The organism is Acidicapsa ligni (assembly GCF_025685655.1).
GTDB classification, from domain to species: domain Bacteria; phylum Acidobacteriota; class Terriglobia; order Terriglobales; family Acidobacteriaceae; genus Acidicapsa; species Acidicapsa ligni.
In genome coordinates, this window is sequence record NZ_JAGSYG010000001.1 from 835,458 (window position 1) to 857,811 (window position 22,354).

Here is a 22,354-nt window from a genome sequence, read left to right on the forward strand (position 1 = left end):
AAACCTCAGTCCAATCGGAGAAAACGGGAATAGATGCAACGAAGGAAGTCGCGCAGTTCGCTCACCCCTGGTTTCCATGCACCGGGTACCAGATGCCAGGAGAAGCGCTGCCAGTTTTTACCAAGGAGAGGTTCTGGCGAAGTTGCCTTTGGAACCGCACCATTAGGAGCCCTCACTTCGGGGTGAACCCAAAACATGTCCGGCGCTGCATCAGGGAATCCTGGCGGGAGCTTTACAAGGAGGTTGACGCGGTTTGGGGTGAAGCCCGCCGGGAGCTCGTAGTCGGAAATGACCACGAAGACCCAACCACCAGCCTCATTGTGAAGCGTGGCACGACCAGGGGCGACGCCCGCTTCTTCAAGCAGAGCAGCCCCCAGACCGTAGTCGGCTGGAGGCTGGCTGTGAAAGTGCTCACCATCTTTGAGGGGGATTTTCTTATCGTTTGGAATGACCTCATCTTCTCCCGGACGCTGGAGAAAGAGGACATCGGTCAATGGGATGGAAGCAAGATGCTTGAGATGCTCCCCGGTCTGGTGGTGATGCTCTAGCTCGTACTTCTTCTTGTTGATGAAAATGTGAACTCGATGTTCTGGGTGCATAACAGCCTCCGTGGTTGATCTTGTGGAACGGCCTTCCGTTTCACAAATCCAACTTTATGGAAGCGTCGAGCAAATAGCAGTTAGGGCGTTGTTAGCCGTATTCGGGGATCAGGATTACAGGAAACTAACAAGCCAGAACCGGCACCTTTTGAGGTTCGTTTAGGCGGCCTATTAAGAGAAATATTTATCGATCAGGTCTTTCGCTTCGATGGACAGATTTCCTGACTCCTCTGTTGTCACGAGACGTCCCGGAAAGTGCTTGTCGTACCAGGTTTTCTTGATTGCCCACTTCTTCCGATATTCGTCGCGGACCAAAAGGCCGAGATGCTCCCAAAAATAACGCTCGCCACGCCAAAGGACCGTAAAGTCCGGCAGATAAAAAGAACCGTCAGCGGCGTACAGAGGTTTTTCGTACTCAAAAAAAATGTCTCTCTCAAAAAGTAGATTAGCGATGATGACTTCGGACTTCGAGCGAACCATGACATCTGCGAGAGCACGATGTATCTTCCCTTCCTGCATGTAACCCTCGCGCCGGAGCAGCTCGAATCCGTCTGGGGCGGGAGTAAAGTCGAAAAGCGAACAGTTTATGCCGACGAGATGAGAGGCTTCAGGTCGATGTATCCGCAGAAGAGGTGAAATATCCTGTTCGATCAAAAGCGTACAGTGCTTACTCGCACGCGTTATTCCGGTATAAAAGAGCTCTGGAGAGAGCAGCGCCGCTTTCTGCTTAGGCAAGATAAAGTAAATCCGATCAAATTCGCTCCCTTGAGACTTATGAACGCTAATGGCGTAAGCAAGGTCCAGATTGTCTTCTGGTTTTTCTTCCTTGATCCATTTCGTCTTTCCGTTCTTCACATAGTTCCCAAGTTGGCGGCCATACCCGACCGCGAGGAATTCCTTTCGGGAGAACTGTACACTAAACCGCTTGAGCCGGAAGCCATTCCACTGCCATTTCTTGTTTTGGGCATCAAATCCGTGCGGGGTCACATAGCCCAGTTCTCCGTTAAAAACTTCGCATGATTCATTCGTTTTGGTTTTGAAGTTCCAGGCCCTTAAAGGGTCCGAGCCGCCCCGGTTTCGAGTTTGGATTACCTTATCGAACAACGTGATACCCGCGAGAGCACCAATCCGATCGATCGACGATCCGCGCGCCTCTCGTTGAACCCTGAGATTGACGGCCTCTGTCCCGAAATCTTCATGTAGATAAGGGATGATGACCTGATGATAGTCAGGTCTATACGCTTGTCCGCCAGTTTTCGCGGCGTTGAGCCAGAGCTGATGGGGAGCGACTGGGTCGAGCTTCTCTCCCGAGTCTTGCTCCATATCACTGACCATGCGCGCGATGAGTGTATTCATCAGATCTGGCGCATCTTTCCAGAACAGCACGCGGAGGTCTTTATCAACGGCTCCATCCGAGGGGAGATCTTGCAGGCGTTGAAACATCTCTTCGGCGCGAATGGAGGCTTCTTGGTCCTTTGTTTCTCGATCGGCTACCCGAACATAGAGAGATGCGAGATCGAGAATCCCAGTGCCTTTGCCGCCAATTCGATTTTCCATCTGGCGTAGATTGACCATCAACTCACCGATACTGGAAGGGTGATGAGCGCGCAGCCAGTCGATTATGTCGGCGAATACCTTCCCTCTTCCAATCGGAGGGAGCTGATTGGGGTCACCAACGATAATGAGGCGCTGAACGGCACTCCAATTAACTGCCCGGAAAAGAGCTGCCATCAGCTCTAAATCGAGCATTGATGCTTCGTCGATGACAAACGTGGTCACACTCTCTTCTCGCTGACCACCGCTCGGTTTGATCGTCAAATTTGCATTAAGCCAGCCTCTTCTCGCGAGGAAAGAGTGGATAGTGCTAGCGGGCTTGCCAGTCTTCTCGCGAATCCGGTCTGCGGCTTTCCCGGTTGGGGCCAACAGCAAAAACGTGGCTTCTGCGCCATGAGCCTTTTCTATGGCCTGCAGAATCGCACGAATGATTGTCGTTTTGCCGGTTCCAGCTGCGCCACAAACGACGGAAAGCGGACGGGAAAATATCTTGGCGCAAACGGTTGCTTGCATTGCAATTGCTTCGTCGTATTCCGTACGGCTCTTGGCAGCGAGGGGGCTCTTCGCTTCAAAAAGAAGATCGCGCCAATGTCGTTCAGTGACAGGAGACCGAAATGTAACGTCGGAATACTGGGCAAGCTTTCGGACCCGATCTTCGATCTCTCGCTCTGCCTGATAGACACCAAGCAAGTAGGCATATTCTCGCACTCCCTCTTTGCGGAATGCGACCGCCTCCTCCAACGATTTCCGATCGATCTCCAAATAGCGTTCTGTAAACTTGGCTGTCTTCCAATCAGGAAGAACACTTAACCGATGATTGATGTCCTGCAACATCTGGCCGCAGCTCAGAAAGGTGTGCTTAGTTTCAAACCGCAAGCGATCCACACAGAGAGAGCGCAACCGTCGCCAGTCATCCGTGTCAAACAAAAAGTTACCGCCTAGATCCGGAGACGGAAATACTCCGTGATCGATTCGATTGAAAGAGACGACATCGTCAGGATCATCGCCGACAAATTGTTCTACCAGGAGATAAGGATTCTCCGCAATTTCGTCGAGGTCTGCTGTAACGCAACTCTCTTCACGTTGACTACTCAGTATTCGATCCATCTGGTCCGATGGAAGATCAAATCGAGGCAAAATATCACTCAGAAGGTGGCGCTCATCGTTCGTCTTCAACTTCCATTGTCTCCGAACCTTCGCAGCGTCTGAAGAACTGATCGGTAGCCCCGACAGAGCAGTTGTCTCTTCATCGAGCCACGCAAAAGCGGCATCTCTGAATTTCTTTTCCTCTCCTCGTGCGACGGCGGCGCGTAGTGGGCTGACCGCTACTGTCAGTCCTACCAAATCAAGCACACGGGCTAACCCCGGATACAATCCACGGCTTTGCCAAAGTTCGCCGAGAAGGCTGTTCAGCCAATCGATCCGCAAGGACCAATTTTCGCTATCGTCACCTATATCGCGAAGATAGGCTGCAATCTCGATAAACCTCTCGACCAGCGATAGTGCGTCATCATCACTGACATGACGGGAACCGTACTTAAAACAGCGTACGTTCTCTGGAATGAGCGTGATCTTTTCAAGCACGTCTGGGCGATCCAGATAACGATGATAGGGAATACGCATGCCTTGGTCGGGATAGAGCGTTTCAATGTTGCACTGCCAAACGAACCCCCCGGCGTATTTCTCCTTCGTAGCGCCATCAGTATCGTCATAGAACTCTATACGGCCTACTCGCTTGACCCTCGCCAATCCCACTACTGCGTACCGCTTGTTGTCCTCAGTGCTAAGCGGATTACTGTAGTTGGCATAGTGAAAGACAATGCTCTTTTCTGCTTCTATGGCGGAAAAGAAGGTCTTCGCCAACTCTAGGCGTTTGGCATTATCCACTCGACCGTCGGACTTTGCATCTTCGTCATACATGGCCTCATAGGGCCACACGCAGACTGTCGCGGGAGGTAAGTGCCACTTCGTACGTTTACCGCTTCCGAAGAAATCAGGTGGATCATCAAATGCGGTCAACGCCTCGCGGCCAAACGCATTGATGCTGTATATGCAGGGCGGAATTCCATCAATTTTAGAGCAGGACTTCCCTGCGACCTGCTCTTCCCAAGCCAGGTCTCTGCTCTCATTGATTTTCTCTCCGGGGTAAGAATGGGGACCGATGCAGAACCTATTCGAACTTGGCTTCGTACAGATGTGACCGTTCCAGCCATCCATATGCCACGATAGCCGCGCTGAAAGATGAGTAGTCATTGTTTTGCCTGCCCTCCTCTAAGCCCATGCAGTCGTATTACTCGCACTCTTCTGCCAAACGAAATTGTAGATTTCATTTGAGGCGCTCTCGATTTCCTCGTCCGTGAAGGGAGGGCGTGGCAGTGAACGGTAGAGGTCGTTCAGGATCAAGACTTTGACTTCAGCCTGCGTGGTCGTCTTCTGGGTCCAATCCTGTATCGGCTTGAGCAACTCTTCCAGGGAGACCAACAGCGTCTTGCTCGCCTGCTTCAAGCGTTCACGGTCAGCTTTGCCAATTTTGTCTTTGAACAGGAGATCGAAAAGCGCCAATTCATCGTCACTTAAGCCCTCCTCCGCAGCCCTCCGCTGCTCCGCGTCCAGGCTTGCTGCCAGAGCAATCAGCTCCGCGAAAGTCGCCTCCACGGTCACGCGATCCTTCTCACGGTTATAGTCCGCGATAATCTCCTGATACTTCTTGTAGTAATCCATGCGAAGCGGATTGGCGGCCAGCATCTGCCTTAATTTCGCCTCGACGATATCCCGGATATCTTGAATGGCGGCGTGCTTCCTTGGCACGTTCTGCGCGAATTCATCTTTGAGCTTCGCAAAATCAATTTGGCTCAAGTCGATCGTGAGCCCATCCGCATGATCGTCTCCGAGATCAGCTGCTCGGATCGCTTCATTAACGATCCGATGAAGTTCCTTGAGGAGTTCGGTTACGTCAGCGGTATCGCGTTTATCCTGCAGCTTTTTATAGATAGCTTCAATATTGTCGTGACGCACGGCATATTTGAGGGCGCTTGGCTCCATGAGGAGCGCCTTGAATCGCGAGAAAACCTCGCGCGCCATAATTTCGAACCGGCGTTTTGTCTCGTCCGACGTGTAGACCGCATCAACTGCATCACGGAGCGCCTGGATGCGGGTAAAGCCTGTTGCAGAGTTCAGGCGGGTCGAGTCAAAGCCAAGTCCCAAAAGATGATTTTCTGTTGCTTCTATTGACTCAATTAAAGCTGCAACGAGCTCTTCGATGGGAGCCACGATCGAACCGTCATTATTGCCGTCTTCTCCGTCGCCAACGGCATACTTGGCAAGCGCCTGCCGAAGGCTTTTAAGCATCCCGTTGTAATCCACAATGACTCCGCAGTCTTTGCCTGGATAAACCCGGTTAGCGCGGGCAATGGCCTGCATCAGATTATGCGCTCGCATGGGTTTGTCGATATAGAGGGTCGCGAGGCATTCCACATCAAAGCCCGTCAGCCACATTGCGCACACGATCGCAATTCGGAAGGGATGGCCGGGGTCCTTGAAGGCATCTTCGACAAGAACCCTCTTGCCATCTGGGGTTTGGAATCCCGTCTTCATCACCACGCGGTGGGGGATGATATCGAAGTCCCATTTGTTAAAGTCACGAACCTCGTTCTGTGCCTCACTTATGATGATCTCAATCAGGGTGCTCGCCATCCATGCGGCTTTACCCCGAAGATGCTCTACTTCGTTCTTCAGGTTCTCGCGCGTATCCACGTCGATAGTCGCGCATAGCTCCGTCTCTTTCGAGACAACTAGCGCCTGCACTTCCGCGACCTTAGCGTTCCAACGGGGCTCCATGCGCTTGAACATTCGCGCGCAGGTGATCTTGTCGATGCAAACAAACATCGATTTTCCGGTTTGCCAGCGAGTCGAGCAATGTTCGACAAAATCATCGGCTAACTTGTCGAGGCGATCATCAGCCGTAATGACCTCGTAATCTTTTCCAAGCAGTTTCTCAAGAAGCGCGGTTTGATCGGGATCGAGATCCGCCTTTTCGACCGCGTCCGCGATGCGATCGTTCAAGTCAAGGCGCGCAAGACCCAGCTTTTCGCCCCTGTTCTCGTAAACAAGCTTGACCGTCGAGTGATCTTCTTCGGAGCGCTTGAAATCATATTTCGATATATAACCGCCAAAGATTCGCCGGGTCAGCTCGTCATACTTGAAGAGAGGTGTACCGGTGAAACCAATGAAGGAGGCATTCGGCAAAGCGAGGCGCATGTTACGGGCGAATTTTCCGGCTTGTGTCCGATGAGCCTCGTCTGAAACGACGATGATGTCATCGCGCTCACTGTAAGGTTCCGTCACCGGCTGATTGAACTTGTGTATCAAGGTAAAAACAAAACGGTGGTTACCGAGCAGGATCTCTTTCAATTCCTTGCCCGATGCGGCGCGTGGCGTTTTTTCGTCGCTCACTCCGCAACCGATGAATGTTCTCCAGATCTGATCGTCCAAATCATCCCGGTCAGTCATGACTACGAAAGTGAAGTTGCCAGGAACCACTCGCCGTACCTTCTCCGTGAAGAAGGCCATTGAATACGACTTCCCGCTTCCCTGTGTGTGCCAGAACACCCCGAGTCTGCCGAGATCCTCGTGTGCACGTTTGACGAGTGGCAGTTGTTCCCCTTCTTTTCGTTCAGGTGAAGGGAGCCGCAGGCGTTCGTCGTCTCGCGTCTCTGGTTCACGCAACATCAGGCGTTCCGGCATCGGTGCCAGATATTCGATTAACCGTTCTCCCATGGGGAAGCGCAGCTTTAACTTCTCTTGATGCATAACAGATTCGATCGCGTTGTTGACGCCAAGGACTTGATGATTGCGAGCTACAATCTTTCGTGCGCCCCCTGCCCGGCTGTCATCGAACAGGATGAAGTTCTCGACAATATCAAGGAGACGCTCCTTCGAAAGCATCCCGTCTAGGAGTGCTTCGGCATCCAAACGTGCCTTGTCTTTCTCATCGTTTCGCTTCCATTCGGCGAAGTGATCCCATTTACTCGTGATCGAGCCGTAGCGCGCTTGATCTCCGTTGCTCACGACGAGAAAGACGTTGTGGTGAAACGCGTGAGCGATACTGTGTTCGGTTAGATAGTCAGTGAGATTGTCGTCGAACCCGGCACGGATGTTGCGATAGACAGCCTTCAATTCAATGAAGACCAGAGGCAGGCCGTTGACGAAACAAACGAGGTCCGCGCGGCGGTTATAGTGAGGTACACGAACGCCCTGAATTTTTAGTTCTCGCACGGCAAGAAAACGGTTGTTATTTATATTCTGAAAATCAATGACACGGGCGTGCGCGTGCCGTGTCTCGCCCTTCGCATCTCGCCATTCGACCGGCACCCCGTTGCGAATGCAGCTGTAGAAATCGCGATTGTGTTGAACCAATGACCGCGCCAAGTCCACACGGGTGAGCTTTTCGATCGCCTGCTCCCTTGCGGCTTCGGGGATTTCGGAATTCAACCGTTGGAGCGCCACGCGCAAATCTCGAACAAGGACAACATCCTTTTCGGAAGTGCGCCCAAGTAAGCTCTCGGGGCCAAATGTCTCAGTGTTGTATGCATAAATGCTGTCCCAGCCGAGCACCTTCTCAAGGTGAGTGGCAAAGGTTGTTTGCACCAGACGGTCTTCGCTGTTGATCCCCGTAATCATCGAGCGTTACCCTTTATCACGCAACAATTTCCCCGGTCATCAGCTTTGGAGTCAAGATATCTCGTGAGAATCTCAACCTTTGGTTAATGATCCTGAGGGCTCGGATCTGATTGAACATAGGGCGGACAGAATCTGTGAACAACCTCAACAGGACATCCGTCGGTACAAATACAAAAAACTTGTCAAAACAAGTCTCTTGCACGCGCTGACGACCGGATGCACCAATCATGCTCTTGATAGCATTTTCTCGAAAATCATAACTCCGAGCCATACAATAGACAAACTCCGGAGTCAGGCGTCTTGAGCGTAAAACGATAAACTCAGTCGATCCCCGTCCGACCTCTCCCTCTTCTAAAAAGTCGACAAAGCCGGTTTTTCCATTTTCGAGACAGGGAGTTATTCTCGCGAAGAGTGTGTCTCCGTTTTGGAATTTGCTGCCTGAACGCCCCTCCCGCTTTGTTGTCTGTTGGATTACCATACTATTCACTGGCAGATCCGACATTTCCACGAACGCATGTTCCTCTTTTTCGGGTAAAGACGTTCTCGGATTAACATACACTGCACTTGGCGCGGGCACACGCTCCCATCCATTGGGCACTCCATTGCGACGATCAGTATGCTCATAACCCGGGAACCGAAGACGTACGAACCACTCTTGATAAATCTGCTTTGCCGTCTTTTCTAATAGCAACATGCGTCGCCGATTGTTATCGATAAGCTCGTCATAGGGCGACAATACGTTAGCTATCCGCTCTTGAATGTCACGCGGTGGATTGACTATTTCAAGCTTACGTTGCGCTGTAACGCCAATGTACGGCCTCGTCCCCTGCCCTCCTACTGCATGCAATCGAGCCTGAAAGCGTGGGTCCCGGAATGCGTACACGAGGAACCGATTTAGTAGCTTGGATTCATCAGTGCGGTAATACGTTACCTGCGGGGTCAGCATGATGTATGGAGATGCTTCAGTAACGAGGGCTACACTTCCGAGAGTCCCTTTATGTGTTAAGAGCACGTCGCCCGCCATAGAGAATCCGATCCTAAGCCTACTTGCCTGATCTTCTGAAATGCGAGAACAACCGTCGTAGTCGATCACACCAGTGCTAAGGTTGTTTGCCATCACAAATGCAATGCCATCTTCAACATAGTCGGCGACCTTCGGATGTCGTTCACCGTGATTACCATCCTGGATTCCAAGAATGGCCCCAACACTCTCGAGGGTACCAATTGAGGTTAATGGATATCTTTCCTTCACGCCCCTAGCTCCTCAAAATTTCTTCGTATCGTCTCCGCCAGACTGATTGCCTCTTTGTCTAAGTCATCTAGCTCAATGTGGATGTCACGAAGGGTTTGTTCAAAATCGAAGTCATCATCCACTTCTGCTGGAGCCACATCAACATAACTGCCCGGTGTTAAGCTCCAATGAGCTGCTTCAATCGCCTTTAAATCCACAAGTTTCACAAGGCCTGGGACTGCGACCAGCTTCGCTGCGGGAAATCGATCTTGCAGCCACGCGACCTGGCGATAGAAGTAAACAGTCCGCTTAAGTTGTTCCACGGAGACTCTACGCTCCTCATCAAGTTGCTTTACAAGTCGTCCTGTCGCTCTGCGATCATAAATAGCCGCGATTGCTTCTACAGATGCCAAAGGCGCTCCCAGATCAGCAACACGCGCGCTGTACTTGTAGAGCAGATCTATCTGCTTGATGAGCCCGCGAATGGCTTCGACGTTCGCCTCAAAAGCCTTTCTTGTCGTGTGCTGCTCCTCATTGTCGCTAGGGGATGCATCGTTGTATTTTTTGCAAAAGCTCGTCAGGTTCGAGACAAGGGCTTTTCTATCGTCTCGATAAGGTCCAGCTGCTTCGTTCAATTCGGCAATTGCGTATTCGAGAGACTGCCTCTGTCGGCTTTCAATTTCCTTCTGCTTTGCGATCGTCGTCTCGAGCACAGCCGCGCGATCCTGGATATCTGCAAGCGTTACCTCAAATCGCCTTAGTACAGGCTCAATAGCTTTACTCTCTTGAACAATTCGCGAAAGATAATGTTTCACCAAATCGAGAAAACGGCTTTGCTGTTCCCTGTAGAGCCAGACGATGGCGGAAAGGTTCTGCATCTGCTCGGGTGAAAAATCATTGATTTTGCGTGTGACGGTTCGGTACACGTTACGTGCATCGAGCATCAGTACCTTGTCTTTGCGTTCGGCAGGCTTTGCGCGGTCGAAGTGCCAGAGCTCGCAGGGAACGGAGCGTGTATAAAAGAAGTTCTGACGGATGGAAATCATCACATCCACATCACCTGTCTCAATAATCTTCTTCCGAACGTCTCGCTCTCCATGACCTGCGCTCGATGACTGTGAAGACATGACAAATCCGGCACGTCCTTTTTTGCTTAGATAGCTCCAGAAGTACGAAATCCAGAGATAGTTGCCGTTGCTCACTTTTTTATTCTTGTTCACGCCCGGCAATCCGAAAGGAAGGCGCGGATCACCTTTGATACGTTCTGCGTCGACCAGATCGACGTTGAATGGAGGATTTGCCATAACAAAATCGCACTTGCCGACCAAAGTGTGTTCGTCCTGATAGTAAGTAATCGCGTCGGCGATCTTGCCTTCGAGCCCGTGAACGGCGAGATTCATTTGGGCAATGCGGATAGTATCTGGATTCTTCTCCTGTCCATAGAACACTGCCTTTTTAGCGGTGTCGCCACCCTCGTGTTCGATGAAATGGCTCGATTGTACGAACATTCCGCCTGAGCCGCAGGCTGGATCGAAAACGGTCCCATGGTCCGGCTCAATGACATTGACGATCATTTGTACGATCGAGGAAGGCGTAAAAAACTCGCCGTTGTCGTGAGCTTTCTGAATTGAGAATTTTGCGAGGAAGTATTCGTAGATGCGACCGAAGACATCACCATTGGCCTGCTTGATCCGCTCGCTATTGAACAGGCGCATCAGGTCTTCGAGAACCTTGGTCTCAAAGATCCCGTAGTCTTTCGGCAACACTCCAAGCAATGGCTCGAATTCTTTCTCAATAGCGGTCATTGCATCGGTGACGAGCTTTGACAGATCAACGCCGCTTACCGCAGCCTGTTCCATGATCCAATCGAAGCGTGCGCTTGCCGGTAGGTACAAAGAGCGCCGCGCGATGAAGTCGGCGGGAAGAACCTTGCGCTTTGGCATCTTGCCGCTCGTCTGGTCTGCCTCGATCTGTTGTTTAGCAGTTTCGAACCGATTTGCCGCGTGGCGGAGGAAAATCACGCCGAGAACAGGCATGAAATAGTCACTGGATGTCAGCTTTGAATTGGCGCGCAGATTATCCGCCGCCTCCCAGAGATCCTTTTCAAGCTTCTCAATATCTTTGAATGCGTCCGTCGGCGCTACATGCGACGTGCTCTGCTTACTGTTTGCCATCTACACTCCGTCTGATCTGTTCATTTCCTGTTCAAGCTGCTCCAGCGTCGCCATGATGTCATCGAAGCCGGGCGGCTCCCCAAAGATCATGACGCCCATGTTTCGGTAATCTCTCTCCAAAACTGTAAGGCGCTGTTCTGTCGGTAAGAGACGAAGACTGCCCGGATGTGCCAGATCGTATCGTGCCCAGCCGGAAGGATAGAAGGTCTCCTTATGCCTCACAACCTGTGCGAGAAGCGCCATGTCTGACAAGGCTTCAGCGCGTATCGGCGTTTGGGCCAGCATCGCGAGATCGTAGTAGTGCCGCGAGTAACGGTCAGGGAGAACCCTCTCTTCCGGGCGGTAGTATTCCGCATGAAGAATGGTCGCCTTTTCCCAGAAAGTCCGCTTTGCCAGCAGCGCCTCCACTGCAACATCGCCATCAGCTACGACTTGCGGGAATTCCTCAGCTGCGAATGAACGGATCGTGAAGCGACCATGTGGCACGAATTCCGCATGGGTGCCGAGTTCGAGGATGACCTGCGGGGCGACGTAAGCAAGGCCTTTCGCGACGGCGGTAGGATAACGAAATCGGACCACGTTCCGATCATGCTCGCTGACATCGAGGCTCCAGGTGTCAGTTGTTCCGAGCAACTCTTCACAACGAGCCTTCAGCGCATCGAGGAATTCGCCGCCTATATATTGCTGGCAGACGGTCATCATCTCGGCGAGGATGGTGGCACGCTTTGTCTTTGAGAGCGTTTCCTGCCGAGGATCTCGCGAGCCAATAAAACCGAGAGCCGCGTAATCCACTGCCAGGTCGATATCTTCCGAGAAGCGGTTTATTGCATGGAAGACCTTCGACAGAGATGTGCCACCCTTAAAGAGCAGACGGCCCGACAGGGCATCGATTGAAAAAAGCTGCTTCAGTATCCAGCAGACCCAGAAGTCCTTTTCGACAATAGCGTCCGAAATGGCCTTGCGGTCTGCCGTCTCGGCAAACAATTGCGCTCGCTCGTCGGCTTGCATCTGTGCAATTGAATTCAAGCCGCCTTCTCCGCGATCTGTTTGGCCACTTCATAAATCCAGTCCACGCCAAACCGCGTGTCCTTCACCAACTGCCGTTTTTCACTCGGCGTGAGCCCTGCTCGCAATGTGTCGATCTCTGTCACTCCTACTCCATCTTTTCCAAGATAACGGAGGGCCTGGACGACGAGCGCGATCTTGCCCTCGGGACCAGCCATTGCTTTTGGCCGTGCATGTTTGAAATGGATAACGCGCCTGCCGATAGGCACCTCATTATTCGGGCCATCGGTCAGGTAGATGATCTTGGAGGGTACCTGTGTTGAAAGACCCAGTAGGTTCGCGGCCCAGGCACCATCCGGTACGATTTTCCACCGCTGCCGCCGCGCCACGGCGCGCGCCGCTTCATCAATGTCCGGACTTAGTTTTCCGCCGAGGGCAGGATTGATCTTCGGCATGTCATAAAGGCCGCGCCGGATACGTCGGATCGTTCCGTTGCGAGTAAGCCCTGATAGTGCCATGTCGATGGTGCCCCGGCTGGCAATGTCGAGGAAATCCTTCGCCGAGAAGGCTTTTCCCTCACCCAGCCGTTCAATCCTCGCAACTATCTGATCTCGCATGGTTTGCATCGTTATTACCCATCAGGCCATTTAGAAAAAATGTACTACTTTTTCTAAATCCGTGGCAAGCACCATTCGCTTTTAAAGAGCTTCGAGAACCTTCAGATGTATCGATACACAATGCATATTGATTCTTGTAGACCTGATGATATATACCTTGGAAGGTATATATCGCGAGACGCACCAAGAAAGAAGGGGAATAGATTATGTCCAGAAACGTCAACGACATCATCAAGTCTCTTCCGGCAACGCGTCGACGCAAGATCGAAAAACGCACAGCCATCCTCATCGCCGAACAAATGACCCTCAAAGAGTTACGTCGCGCTCGTGCGCTAACCCAGACCCGAATGGCGAAAAGTCTCGGCATTGCTCAAAAGCAGATTTCAGAGATCGAGAGGCGGACCGACATGTACATCTCCACCCTCCGGCGCTCAATTGAAGCTATGGGCGGAACCCTATCCCTTGTCGCAGAGTTTCCGGACCGAGAGTCCGTTGTGCTCTCAGGGATTTCGACTCTCGACGCTTAGCCATCGCCTCGGCTCGGGCGCTCAACATCACTGCCTCTCCTTCCTACTGCCCCCGATCTCTGCGGGGCAAAGGCACTGTAGCCGTCGCCGCTTGCAGTCAATGACGCTTCTTGGCTCCCCCTGCCCTATCGGTTCCGGTCCCCCCAACAAGCTATGACAGCCGCGCTCAATTGCGACGGCGTGACGTGCCCTTTCTCGCCCCCGCTGTGGGGGTCACTCAAACGAGAGAGGCACAAGATGAAGAACACATCTAAACTCACCGACTCCAATCTTCGTCAATTCACCGGCTCTGAGAACTGCTATCGGCACCCGATCAACCGCCAGATGCTTTTCACCGACGGTGCAAAGTTCGTCGCCGACGAAGCCGGGGCTTACTGGCTGATCGATGCAATCGCCCTCGCGCAGCGCTTCGAAAAGAGCGTATCTGCCGAAGAGTTCCAGGTCTGGGATCTTAAAGTCAGAGAAGACCGGACGGCTTCCCTTATTTGCGGTGATGGCAACGACAACATCGTTTACACGCAACACATCGAATACACAGACTTCCCACTCGATACCATCAGGCTTTTCTTCGAAAACAACGTGCTTTACCTGCCAAGTGAACGCTAGCTGCTGCCATACCCGCGCCGGTAGACCCGGCGCGGGCTTCATATGGCTTCCATTTATCTCTTACAGTCCACCGTTACGAAGGTGATTGATGATGAGGTCATGAATTTTCAGAATTCCCTCAATTTCGCGTGAGCGATACTCACGGTCGGCGTCAGAAAAATGCGAATAATCGGGCTGATTTCGATACAAATCACGCTGCAGCTCTGCGCTCCACAAGCCGATATCTGACGCAAGTGCATACCGCTCATATTTCATCTTCGGTATCCAAAGATCTGACTTTTCGGTCGGGTATAAGGTCGGGGCATCATTGCCAATGAGTAAACGACCAATCCCGCTCTCATCGTCAATCGAGGAGGCCTTTACATAGTCATTGAGAAACACCTTGCGAAATTCGTCTGGATTGGACCGCCTTAGATATTGGTGGGCAATGGGCTGCAGGAGGACCGTTCCGACCGAGGAAGGCAGGGACGGCAATACCGGAGTTTCAATTCGTTGTGTACCCGCATCCATCTCCGCGCTGAATCCGTCAGTGTCGATATCAACGAACCGGCGCGACGATACAAAAGGCCATCCCATCCGTCGCGCTAGAAGAAAATCAGATGACAGCGACATGAAGTAAAACCGGTTGATTCCGAGGAAAAATACGCTCGGTGATGAGTGAAAGATCGGGCTGTCGATCCCTCCTAGCGCTATTCCCTCTAGTGAATCGTCTGTCTCGAAAATCAATAAGCCACGATCTTTTTGAGCGACCCTATCGTCAATGTGAAATTGCGGAATGACTCCCCGGTAGTTCTTGTTGAGATAAATCATGCCGAGCCACAGCCCGGTGCGGACCTTATCAATCCAGTCAAGGAACACGTAAAAATCTTGCGCTGACAACGGCTCGGAAGCGAGCATTCCCTCGACGATGATTTTGACTCTCGCCTCCAATGCTGACCATTTCCCGTTGCACGCATCGCAAGCCGGAAAGGTGAAGGCGCTCCAGGCGTAGATCCGTTGCTTGAAATCTGGCGACATCCAATCGCGGCCTAAATTTGCATTCCGCTTGGGATCACCGGTCAGTTTCAAAAGCCATTGTGGGATGACGTGCTCGCGGGTTTTGGCCGAAGGTGGAGCACCGCAAAAGATACAAAAGCTCATTCGATCAATTTAACCCACCGAGATGTGACCGCGATTAGCTCTCCGCCCCTTCTCTCTCCAGAGCATCAATAGCCATTTCGAACAACTCGCCAAGCGTGACTTTCTTCTCATCGGCAAGCTTGTAGAATCTTGCGACCGTTTCAGGCGTTGCCTTTGTATTGAACTGCACATTGCGGCCTGTGCGATGAATGCGAGGCTTGCGGCGCTCAGCTTTCTTGGCGGGCTTCGGCGCTTGGCGGCTTGTGAAGTTGTTGTCTTCGGCGACTTGCGCGAGCGCTTCTGTCTCGACAGGTTTCTCGGGCTTCGGCTTTGTCGTGAAAGCGGGAGCCTCTTTCAAAATCGCAAACGGATTGACGCGCTCATTCATGCGGCACCTGCTACGTTCGATGTTTGCTGATTATCTTTCCTACCGCCCTCCTCCGCTGAAAGGCGCTGGAATACCTCCTCCACAAATCTGAGGACGTTGAGCTTTGCCTTGTCGAGATTGGGAACTTCTTTTGGATTGAGACCGTCGAGGGTTTGGCGGAACGCGAATACAGCTTTGAACGCATCGCGTTCGTTGAGTTCCGTTTCGAGCACAGGAATACCAGCATCGATAAGGCCGTTCTGGATATGCGCGAGGCCACGGGTGCGGATGGAAGAATTTGTGCGCGTAAGAAGAACAGCATAGGGGATCGCCCTGCCCGTCATCTTCTGACCCTGCATGACAACGCGGATCGCCCTGCTCGCTTCATTCGCATCGAGCTGCGAGCCTTGCGTCGGGATAACAACGAAGTCAGCTTGTGAAAGCGCTTTCATTACCGTCATTGATGCTGTGCCTTCGAGATCAACAACGACAAACGGTGTTGTCGATGCCGCGTCTTCGATACGTTCGATGATCTGTCTTCGTCGGCGTCCGAGACGATGGTCATGCGCTTTGGGGTATTGCCGCCTTCGGCCCAGGTCTTTATGGGATGATTGGGGTCAGCATCGATGAGGGTAATGTCATAGATTTCGGCAATGGCCGTCGAGAACAGGAAGGCCGAGGTGGTTTTGCCCACGCCTCCCTTCGGCGATACGAATGCAATTGTCGGCATGGTCCCCTCCTCCGAATCAACCCGCGAAAGATACCAGATAGCTTTCAGAATTCAAGTTAGTATCCCTTTGAATTCCGTTAGCCATCCGAAAGATGTTGGATATCCGATAGCTATCTGCATCCCGATGGAATTCAAAAGGAATTCCGAAAGCTTTCCGAAAGACGATATTTGGCCGCGAAATGGCTTTGGGGCGGATATATTGGGCAGAGATCGAGGGTTGTAATCCCCAGAGGAATGCGCAGGAAGGGCAGGGGAGAGCGAATTAACCATGAGTGCAGCCTCATCTGGCTGATCGATGATTAGCGCCTCCACGGCCATTTATCGCGCTCGCCGTTTTGAGGAACGGGCAGGGGGCTCAACGGTGTCTTCGCCGTGGTCGCGCCGGATGGGTGCCAGCTTATGGCGTCTCCGGCAAAACCCTACAAAGGCAGCAGGAGGATCTACAAGAGTCTGTTTCCCACCTGCAGCCCACCATTCGCGCCACTCACGTTCGAGAGAGTGGATGTCATAACCGGGTGCGGCCTCTCGTGCATCTTCATAGGCTTCCGTGGATAGAGGAGGAAGCGTCTCATCATCGGGTGAAGAGGGCAGGGGCCGCTCGACCCATTTGTTATCGCGATTGAAGAAAATGACCATGTCTTTCTCTTCATCGAAGACCAGCCGGTAATCCGGCAGATGGTCATGGAGAGCGATTTCTTTCAAATGCTGCCGAAAGCGATTGAGGGAGCTTTGTGAGCCGGATTTCTTGAGCAGCGTCTCAAGCGAGATCTGCCATGTACTCTGCCGACCGCAATGCTTTCGCGCCAGCTCATACACGCGGCGCTCTAAAGGCTTGCCGAGCCGGAAATAATCCCGGTGCAAGGTCAGGACTTCCTGCCCGCGAATGGCGTTGAATACCCAGTCCGATAGCTTGATCTCGACCCATAGGAGGCGACCATCGAGACCATGCTTGCGGCGTATGGCAGCAGCATCGATGAGCCCAAAGCTGTCGCGTTGTTCCTCGTCGCCAGTCCGGATATTGGTTGTAATGCGGGTGCCTGCAAGTCGGTCAATAGCTTCGACCAGACGCTCATAATCGCGACCCGAGGTGCCCCGATTTGTGAAGATCAGCAAATCGTAACTCGTGATTTTGACCCGCTGACTGACCTTTTCCTGTCGCTTCAGTTTTTCCATGATCTGCGAAATGCAGTAGATCAGGATGTCCTTGTCGTAGATCGTCGCAAGCCCTTTAACGCTCGGCACGATCTCAAGCCAGTTTCCGTTATGCTCATACTTCCGAATCTCGGTATCCTTCTGCTTCGAAAGTGAGAAGAAAGGATGCTCCATCTGGGGGATGAGGTCTTTGAGGGCAGCATCAGCCACGTCGCAGATGAAGAGATCTCCATTCGCGTGTTTCGCGGGTAGAAGGTGGTCATCTGGTTTCGTGGAATCAGCAGCCATCCACCTACATTCGTGCTTTTAGGTGTCGCGTCAAGAGATTCGTGCTTTCAGGTGACGGGGCAGAGATTCGTGCTTTTAGGTGACAGGGCGGAGATTCGTGCTTTTAGGTACGTAAATTCGTGCTTTCAGGTTTCAAAGCTCAGGATTCCATAAAGCAGGCCAGCCGCTTAGAGGTAATTTTCACAGGCGTAACACTACTTAACACAGACTCTAACTTCTCTAACACCAACCAGTCTGCACTACTTGTTGTAACTGTGCTGACTGACACTCGGACTTGTACAGCCCTCATCGAAGACAACGCAGAAGGGCAGTAGGAAAGAGGGCAGGGGTCTGAATCAATACTGCCCGGTAATTTTTGCCTTCTGTTTCTTGGTGCTTACATTTAAGAAGGACAGAGGCGGGTATTATTGCCGAGCTGAAGTCGATGAAAAAGCTTTTGATAGAACGCTAGTTGAACCCCATGCCACCGTTCCGTTACCTATCTCTCCACAGGTTCGTGCAATCTGTGGCATCGCGACTACTGCTTATATCGTTCTTGATAGCGCTGCCATTGCTAGCCCACGCTGAAATCCATGATGATCGTTTACTCTCACTTATTGATCATGCGATCCCAGAAGGAGCAGGGGGTGATCACGGATCGCAAGCGGCGATTTCTGAAGATCGGCAATTTGTCTTTTTCGTATGGGACAACCATGAAACCGCTTATCATGACGGGCTCTCGCTCTTGGACTCCGGCTTGGCGGTTTATGACTTCTCGAACGTCAAAGCTCCGCGCCTCATACTTGAGAAGAGGCTCGGTCCCCACGTTATTCTCGGTGCACTCGTCGTCGGCCAACATTTGTTTATTTCGTGGCTCAATCCGACGGATGCGCCGCACACTGACTGGACCCGTGACGTCGCTGTATTTGATATAAAAACGCCGGGACTTTTATCGGAGATCGACCGGATCCAAAAGATAACTGTGCTCATGGGAGATAGCATCTCGCCTGACGGCAATGTGATCAAGACGGATGACGACATCTACCATGATGTTACGCGGCATACTGATGTCCCTGCCCCAGTTTCAATGCAACATATACCGCCACATGAATTTGAGCACATCGAGGATCAGCTCATCACCGATTCTTTCGGGCCCTATGCGCTAACCGTCAACTCGCTCATGAACGAGTGCTCGATATGGACCCGATCAACATCTGCCACCCCTGTATTGATCCAGAAGTTCAAGCCGGGCGACAGGAGTGTCTGTTTTGGCAGAATGACACCCGATGTTCGTTCAATACTTGTACATAAAGACTTCCAACTGCTGATTTACTCGACAAAGCCGATTCCGGTGACCGAGCGACGATTGCGAAGAACTTTTAGGGAAGCGAGTGCCGCTGTCGCGAGTGATTCTCGCTCTTGGGTTGAGCAGGCTCATATCCAAGAAGCCGTATCGTATTTGGACGGTGCCGGTATCGATGTTTTGATCTCAGGTGGTCTTAGAGGCATAGGCGACAAAGAACGCACTAAGATCCTCACGGAATATTCCCGGTGGTACATGCAGGCCTATGGGTTTCACTCACCCGAACGAGCTGCCATGATTATGACGAAAGCGGTTCAATCAGATCCGGCTTCTGCAGAAGCTGCAGCTTTGCTCGGGGCTTTTGCTTTGGACGCGGTCTTTCCGGCTTCCACGGACTTCGCAAAAGCCGTCTTTTGGGATAAATCGCGAAGAAGCTTTGCCAATTACCGGCGTCTCATCGGTCACGATCCTGAACCTCTGAAGCCCGTTACGCTTTCGAATCCGGATACCGGTACTCTGTTCACGAGTACGGCGTGTGAGGACGAAGCTTACCGTTCTGGCTGCGGATACCAGGAGGCGATGTCGTTCGATTTCTCGGCGGTTCGTGCGAACGCCAAAGATGTTTGTGATTACGTGACCGAGAATTTCAGGCTTCGGGGAACTCTCGGGCTCATTGATTTGGAAACCTCGACTGGCTCCGTTTCGGTTGATGGTCAAACCGTCCTGTTTTCGATAGCACCCCAACTCGGTCCCCAGCATCGGGCGTACGTTAAAACGATCTCAGCGGAAATTGATCTCAACAGCCTTCCGGGAATAGCTAATTTGCCGAAAGAAAATATTTCGTACCCACCGACGATTGTTCCTTTTCGCGGCAAATCTTATTTACTTGTCATGAGCTCAACGAGATCGCCTCTGGCCGTTTATGAACCCGTTCAGGGACAGGTCTGCAGCTTCTGAGGTGTCCTTTTGCGGAACCAACGTACCCACAACGTACATCGTAGGCCCTAAATCAGCCCAAACTGTCCCACGCGATCCTAAAGCGAATTTTCGTAAGGCGCTTCTTTGCAACAACTTCCGCTGATTCCGAACGACTTAGAGATACCGGTAGGTGGCCCTGAAAAGGCCGGCGTCGGCGGTTCGATCCCGTCTCTGGCCACCACTCTTTCAACAACTTACTAACTCACCAGTCCGCGTTTTCATTCCAATTCATTCTAATTGGCACGAAGGGTTGCGTCTCGCTTGAAGACGCGGACTGTGTTTCTGTAGCGCAAGCTGTCAATCAGTAATAGGAAACCAAAGGCACCCGATCCCAGAAGAGCAATTACCGGGGTCTCGCCCAGAAAGCAGGTTCGTAACTGGATTGTGCTATAGTCCAACATACTTCAACTTTTTGTTAACTTAGCGAGCGGTTTGCTCATGTGCGTGAAGCACGTTCCATCACTTGAATGTCAACTTTTGAGAATGAGCCCAGGAGGAATGATCGATGACGATAACTATCAAGAACACAAAGTCTTATGCAATGTCTCTCTAAGTGATCATCGGTGATCAAGAGCCAGCTGAGGCAAATGGTGGTTTCGCTTTCAACAGCAGGATAGGTGCAGGAGCTACTGCCGGACCATTCAATTTCGACTTATTCCTGTACCACCGTGTTGCAAGCAACCCCGCATCACCCGGAACCTACTCGGCATGGACTCAAGAGTTCAACGATATAGCGCCAGTTGTGGCCGTCCCCTAATTTTTTGGCTCCATAAATTGAACAACCACATATCTGCAGCTAACCCAAATCGGCGGTGCTTAAGATTGAGATTGATTCGCGTTGTGCCCTTAGTCAGTGCTTTAGGAATTGTGTTGCTCTTGTCCGCCTCTCTACATGGTGAGGCCCAGACATTAAATTGTTCTGGAAATGGATGTAGTGTGATGAGCACCGGCACACACACGGATGGCGCGTTCGTCTTCTTCGACTTTAGGAACTCAGGCAGTCAATCCGTCACCGTTAATTTTCAGATGTCTCCCCTTGGTATAGGTGGAAGCTGTGCGCCTCATAATCTCACAGTGAATCCGCATTCCACGAATTCGACGACAGGCTCCATTTGTGGAGGTGCTTACAGCGCATCTCTCGTCCTGCCACCTGTCCAACCGGTTCACCCTATTAGATCCGTTCCTCCAGGTATGGTTCCTTGGTTTGCCCAGCCTATCAAGAACTTTTCCTATATGAATAAACCTCCCCAGATCATGGGAGAATTTTTCTCCGGAGTGGGTATTCAGGATTGTTTCCCTGGGTATGGTATAACCGGCGTCAATCTGGCACACACAAGCTTGTATTGCCAGCGAGTTGTAGCTTTTGGTGCGGAAGGGGCTGTCAACACGATAGTTCAAAAAGCGACAGATGGAGTGTCGAAGGACGCAGCGGGAAACACTCAACACATGTGTCCGGCAAATTATTACCTCAAAGGATACGATTCCAAGGACGATTGGTTGGTTTGCGATGGCCCCCTCGCTTTTCAAACGCAAATCGGCACTTGGGTGGCAACATCTAACTTTTCGACAACTGCTTGGGTCACGATTAGCGACCAAAGTGGTTATGGCGGGACTACCGTGTTCAATGGGGTTAAAAGAGTGGGTCAGGGGCTACAGTTTGATGCCGTTCCATATCCGCTATACCCAACCACAAATATTTATTTCATCGGGCCGATACCACCCGGATTCCCTCAAACTAGGCTCACTTCCCGCTAATCCTTGTCTCGTCTAGATGCGGGCAGTCACCGAGATTCATTCACTTACACGTTTACTAACTTGATATCCGTGTTGGGAAAACTACCTTGCAAATGTGCCACGAAATATGTGCAAGTATGAACCTCTGCAATCTTGAAGAACTGCAACATTAAAGGATTGAACTTGTGGAGACCATCGCGCTAGTGGCTCAAAAAGGCGGTGTCGGCAAGACCACACTTGCCGTCAATCAAGCTATAGCGTTGGGAACGCGATGCGCTCTTCGATTTAGACCACCAGGAGAGCGCAGTGATGTGGGCCGACCGCCGCATTGCGGCTTATGGTGAACTCGGCGGAATTCCTACGAAAATCGCGGAGACGATCGCCGATTCCTTCAAGGGAGAGAGTGCGCCGAATCCGCATGATGTTGCGGTGGCCATCGCGAAACTCGTCGCACAGCCAGCAGGGACGAGGCCTGCACGCGTAGTTGTTGGCCAATCGATGGGTGCAGATGTCATCAATGCTTCCTCTGATGCGGTACAGGCACAGTTGCTTCAGGCTTTGGGACTTTCCTTTCTTGCGAAGCTTCCGTCGGCTTCTGCGAAGGCCTGATTCGATTTTTGCGGGCCGGTTACGATTCCGGTTATGGGCTGGCCCGCAACTCCTATCTGTGTTCTGCTCCGTCGTGAATACTGAGGTGGAAATTATCGAGGAG

Annotated in this window: 17 protein-coding genes; 5 read left to right on the plus strand and 12 right to left on the minus strand. The window is 51.9% G+C overall.

What is annotated here, in order from left to right; all coding sequences use genetic code 11:
* Positions 1 to 5 precede the first annotated feature (5 nt).
* Entirely contained in the window at positions 6 to 296 is a 291-nt protein-coding gene (locus OHL19_RS22995; RefSeq protein WP_396126656.1) for an E2/UBC family protein, read from the minus strand.
* On the opposite strand from OHL19_RS22995, the gene OHL19_RS03285 reads away from it, so the two are divergent.
* Positions 183 to 548, plus strand: coding sequence for a hypothetical protein (locus tag OHL19_RS03285; RefSeq protein ID WP_263356155.1), 366 nt, complete (start codon positions 183 to 185; stop codon positions 546 to 548). The two genes, OHL19_RS22995 and OHL19_RS03285, sit on opposite strands and share 114 nt — an antisense overlap.
* Before the next feature lie 222 nt (positions 549 to 770).
* Here OHL19_RS03285 and OHL19_RS03290 read toward each other — a convergent pair whose 3' ends face one another.
* From OHL19_RS03290 to OHL19_RS03315, 6 genes are read right to left on the minus strand one after another with little or no spacing between them, the layout of a single operon-like run.
* Positions 771 to 4,370, minus strand: a complete 3,600-nt coding sequence (locus OHL19_RS03290) for an AAA family ATPase (RefSeq protein WP_263356156.1) — start codon at positions 4,368 to 4,370, stop codon at positions 771 to 773.
* 54 nt (positions 4,371 to 4,424) lie between these two features.
* Positions 4,425 to 7,832, minus strand: coding sequence for a type I restriction endonuclease subunit R (locus OHL19_RS03295; RefSeq protein ID WP_263356157.1), 3,408 nt, complete (start codon positions 7,830 to 7,832; stop codon positions 4,425 to 4,427).
* A 16-nt stretch (positions 7,833 to 7,848) separates the two neighbouring features.
* Positions 7,849 to 9,084 carry a restriction endonuclease subunit S gene (locus OHL19_RS03300; protein ID WP_263356158.1) on the minus strand — a complete coding sequence of 412 codons (1,236 nt, stop codon included), beginning with the start codon at positions 9,082 to 9,084 and terminating at the stop codon, positions 7,849 to 7,851.
* Positions 9,081 to 11,237: a type I restriction-modification system subunit M gene (locus OHL19_RS03305; protein WP_263356159.1), complete on the minus strand. Its 2,157-nt coding sequence runs from the start codon at positions 11,235 to 11,237 to the stop codon at positions 9,081 to 9,083. Before OHL19_RS03305 ends, OHL19_RS03300 begins: the two co-directional genes overlap by 4 nt.
* Positions 11,238 to 12,263, minus strand: coding sequence for a nucleotidyl transferase AbiEii/AbiGii toxin family protein (locus tag OHL19_RS03310; protein ID WP_263356160.1), 1,026 nt, complete (start codon positions 12,261 to 12,263; stop codon positions 11,238 to 11,240).
* Entirely contained in the window at positions 12,260 to 12,868 is a 609-nt protein-coding gene (locus OHL19_RS03315; RefSeq protein ID WP_263356161.1) for a DUF6088 family protein, read from the minus strand. Before OHL19_RS03315 ends, OHL19_RS03310 begins: the two co-directional genes overlap by 4 nt.
* 197 nt (positions 12,869 to 13,065) lie before the next feature.
* On the opposite strand from OHL19_RS03315, the gene OHL19_RS03320 reads away from it, so the two are divergent.
* Both OHL19_RS03320 and OHL19_RS03325 read left to right on the plus strand, forming a co-directional pair.
* Complete coding sequence (locus tag OHL19_RS03320) at positions 13,066 to 13,386, plus strand: helix-turn-helix domain-containing protein (RefSeq protein ID WP_263356162.1); 321 nt, start codon at positions 13,066 to 13,068, stop codon at positions 13,384 to 13,386.
* 237 nt (positions 13,387 to 13,623) lie between these two features.
* Positions 13,624 to 13,992 carry a DUF6876 family protein gene (locus tag OHL19_RS03325; protein WP_263356163.1) on the plus strand — a complete coding sequence of 123 codons (369 nt, stop codon included), beginning with the start codon at positions 13,624 to 13,626 and terminating at the stop codon, positions 13,990 to 13,992.
* Positions 13,993 to 14,052: 60 nt separating this feature from the next.
* Here the strand turns inward: OHL19_RS03325 and OHL19_RS03330 are convergent, their stop codons facing one another.
* From OHL19_RS03330 to OHL19_RS03350, 5 genes are all read right to left on the minus strand, one after another.
* Positions 14,053 to 15,132: a hypothetical protein gene (locus OHL19_RS03330; protein ID WP_263356164.1), complete on the minus strand. Its 1,080-nt coding sequence runs from the start codon at positions 15,130 to 15,132 to the stop codon at positions 14,053 to 14,055.
* A gap of 34 nt (positions 15,133 to 15,166) precedes the next feature.
* Positions 15,167 to 15,499: a hypothetical protein gene (locus tag OHL19_RS03335; RefSeq protein WP_263356165.1), complete on the minus strand. Its 333-nt coding sequence runs from the start codon at positions 15,497 to 15,499 to the stop codon at positions 15,167 to 15,169.
* Positions 15,496 to 15,939: a P-loop NTPase family protein gene (locus OHL19_RS03340; protein WP_263356166.1), complete on the minus strand. Its 444-nt coding sequence runs from the start codon at positions 15,937 to 15,939 to the stop codon at positions 15,496 to 15,498. Before OHL19_RS03340 ends, OHL19_RS03335 begins: the two co-directional genes overlap by 4 nt.
* The gene (locus tag OHL19_RS03345; RefSeq protein WP_263356167.1) at positions 15,936 to 16,208 is read right to left on the minus strand and encodes a nucleotide-binding protein; all 273 of its coding nucleotides are present in this window, start codon (positions 16,206 to 16,208) and stop codon (positions 15,936 to 15,938) included. Before OHL19_RS03345 ends, OHL19_RS03340 begins: the two co-directional genes overlap by 4 nt.
* A 318-nt stretch (positions 16,209 to 16,526) precedes the next feature.
* Positions 16,527 to 17,648, minus strand: coding sequence for a replication initiator protein A (locus OHL19_RS03350; protein WP_263356168.1), 1,122 nt, complete (start codon positions 17,646 to 17,648; stop codon positions 16,527 to 16,529).
* A gap of 550 nt (positions 17,649 to 18,198) precedes the next feature.
* On the opposite strand from OHL19_RS03350, the gene OHL19_RS03355 reads away from it, so the two are divergent.
* On the plus strand, positions 18,199 to 19,887 hold the full coding sequence (locus OHL19_RS03355; RefSeq protein WP_263356169.1) for an LVIVD repeat-containing protein: 1,689 nt from the start codon (positions 18,199 to 18,201) through the stop codon (positions 19,885 to 19,887).
* A 2,064-nt stretch (positions 19,888 to 21,951) separates the two neighbouring features.
* Positions 21,952 to 22,251 (plus strand): hypothetical protein, encoded by a 300-nt coding sequence (locus OHL19_RS03360; protein ID WP_263356170.1) that lies wholly within the window; start codon positions 21,952 to 21,954, stop codon positions 22,249 to 22,251.
* The last annotated feature ends 103 nt before the right edge of the window (positions 22,252 to 22,354 follow it).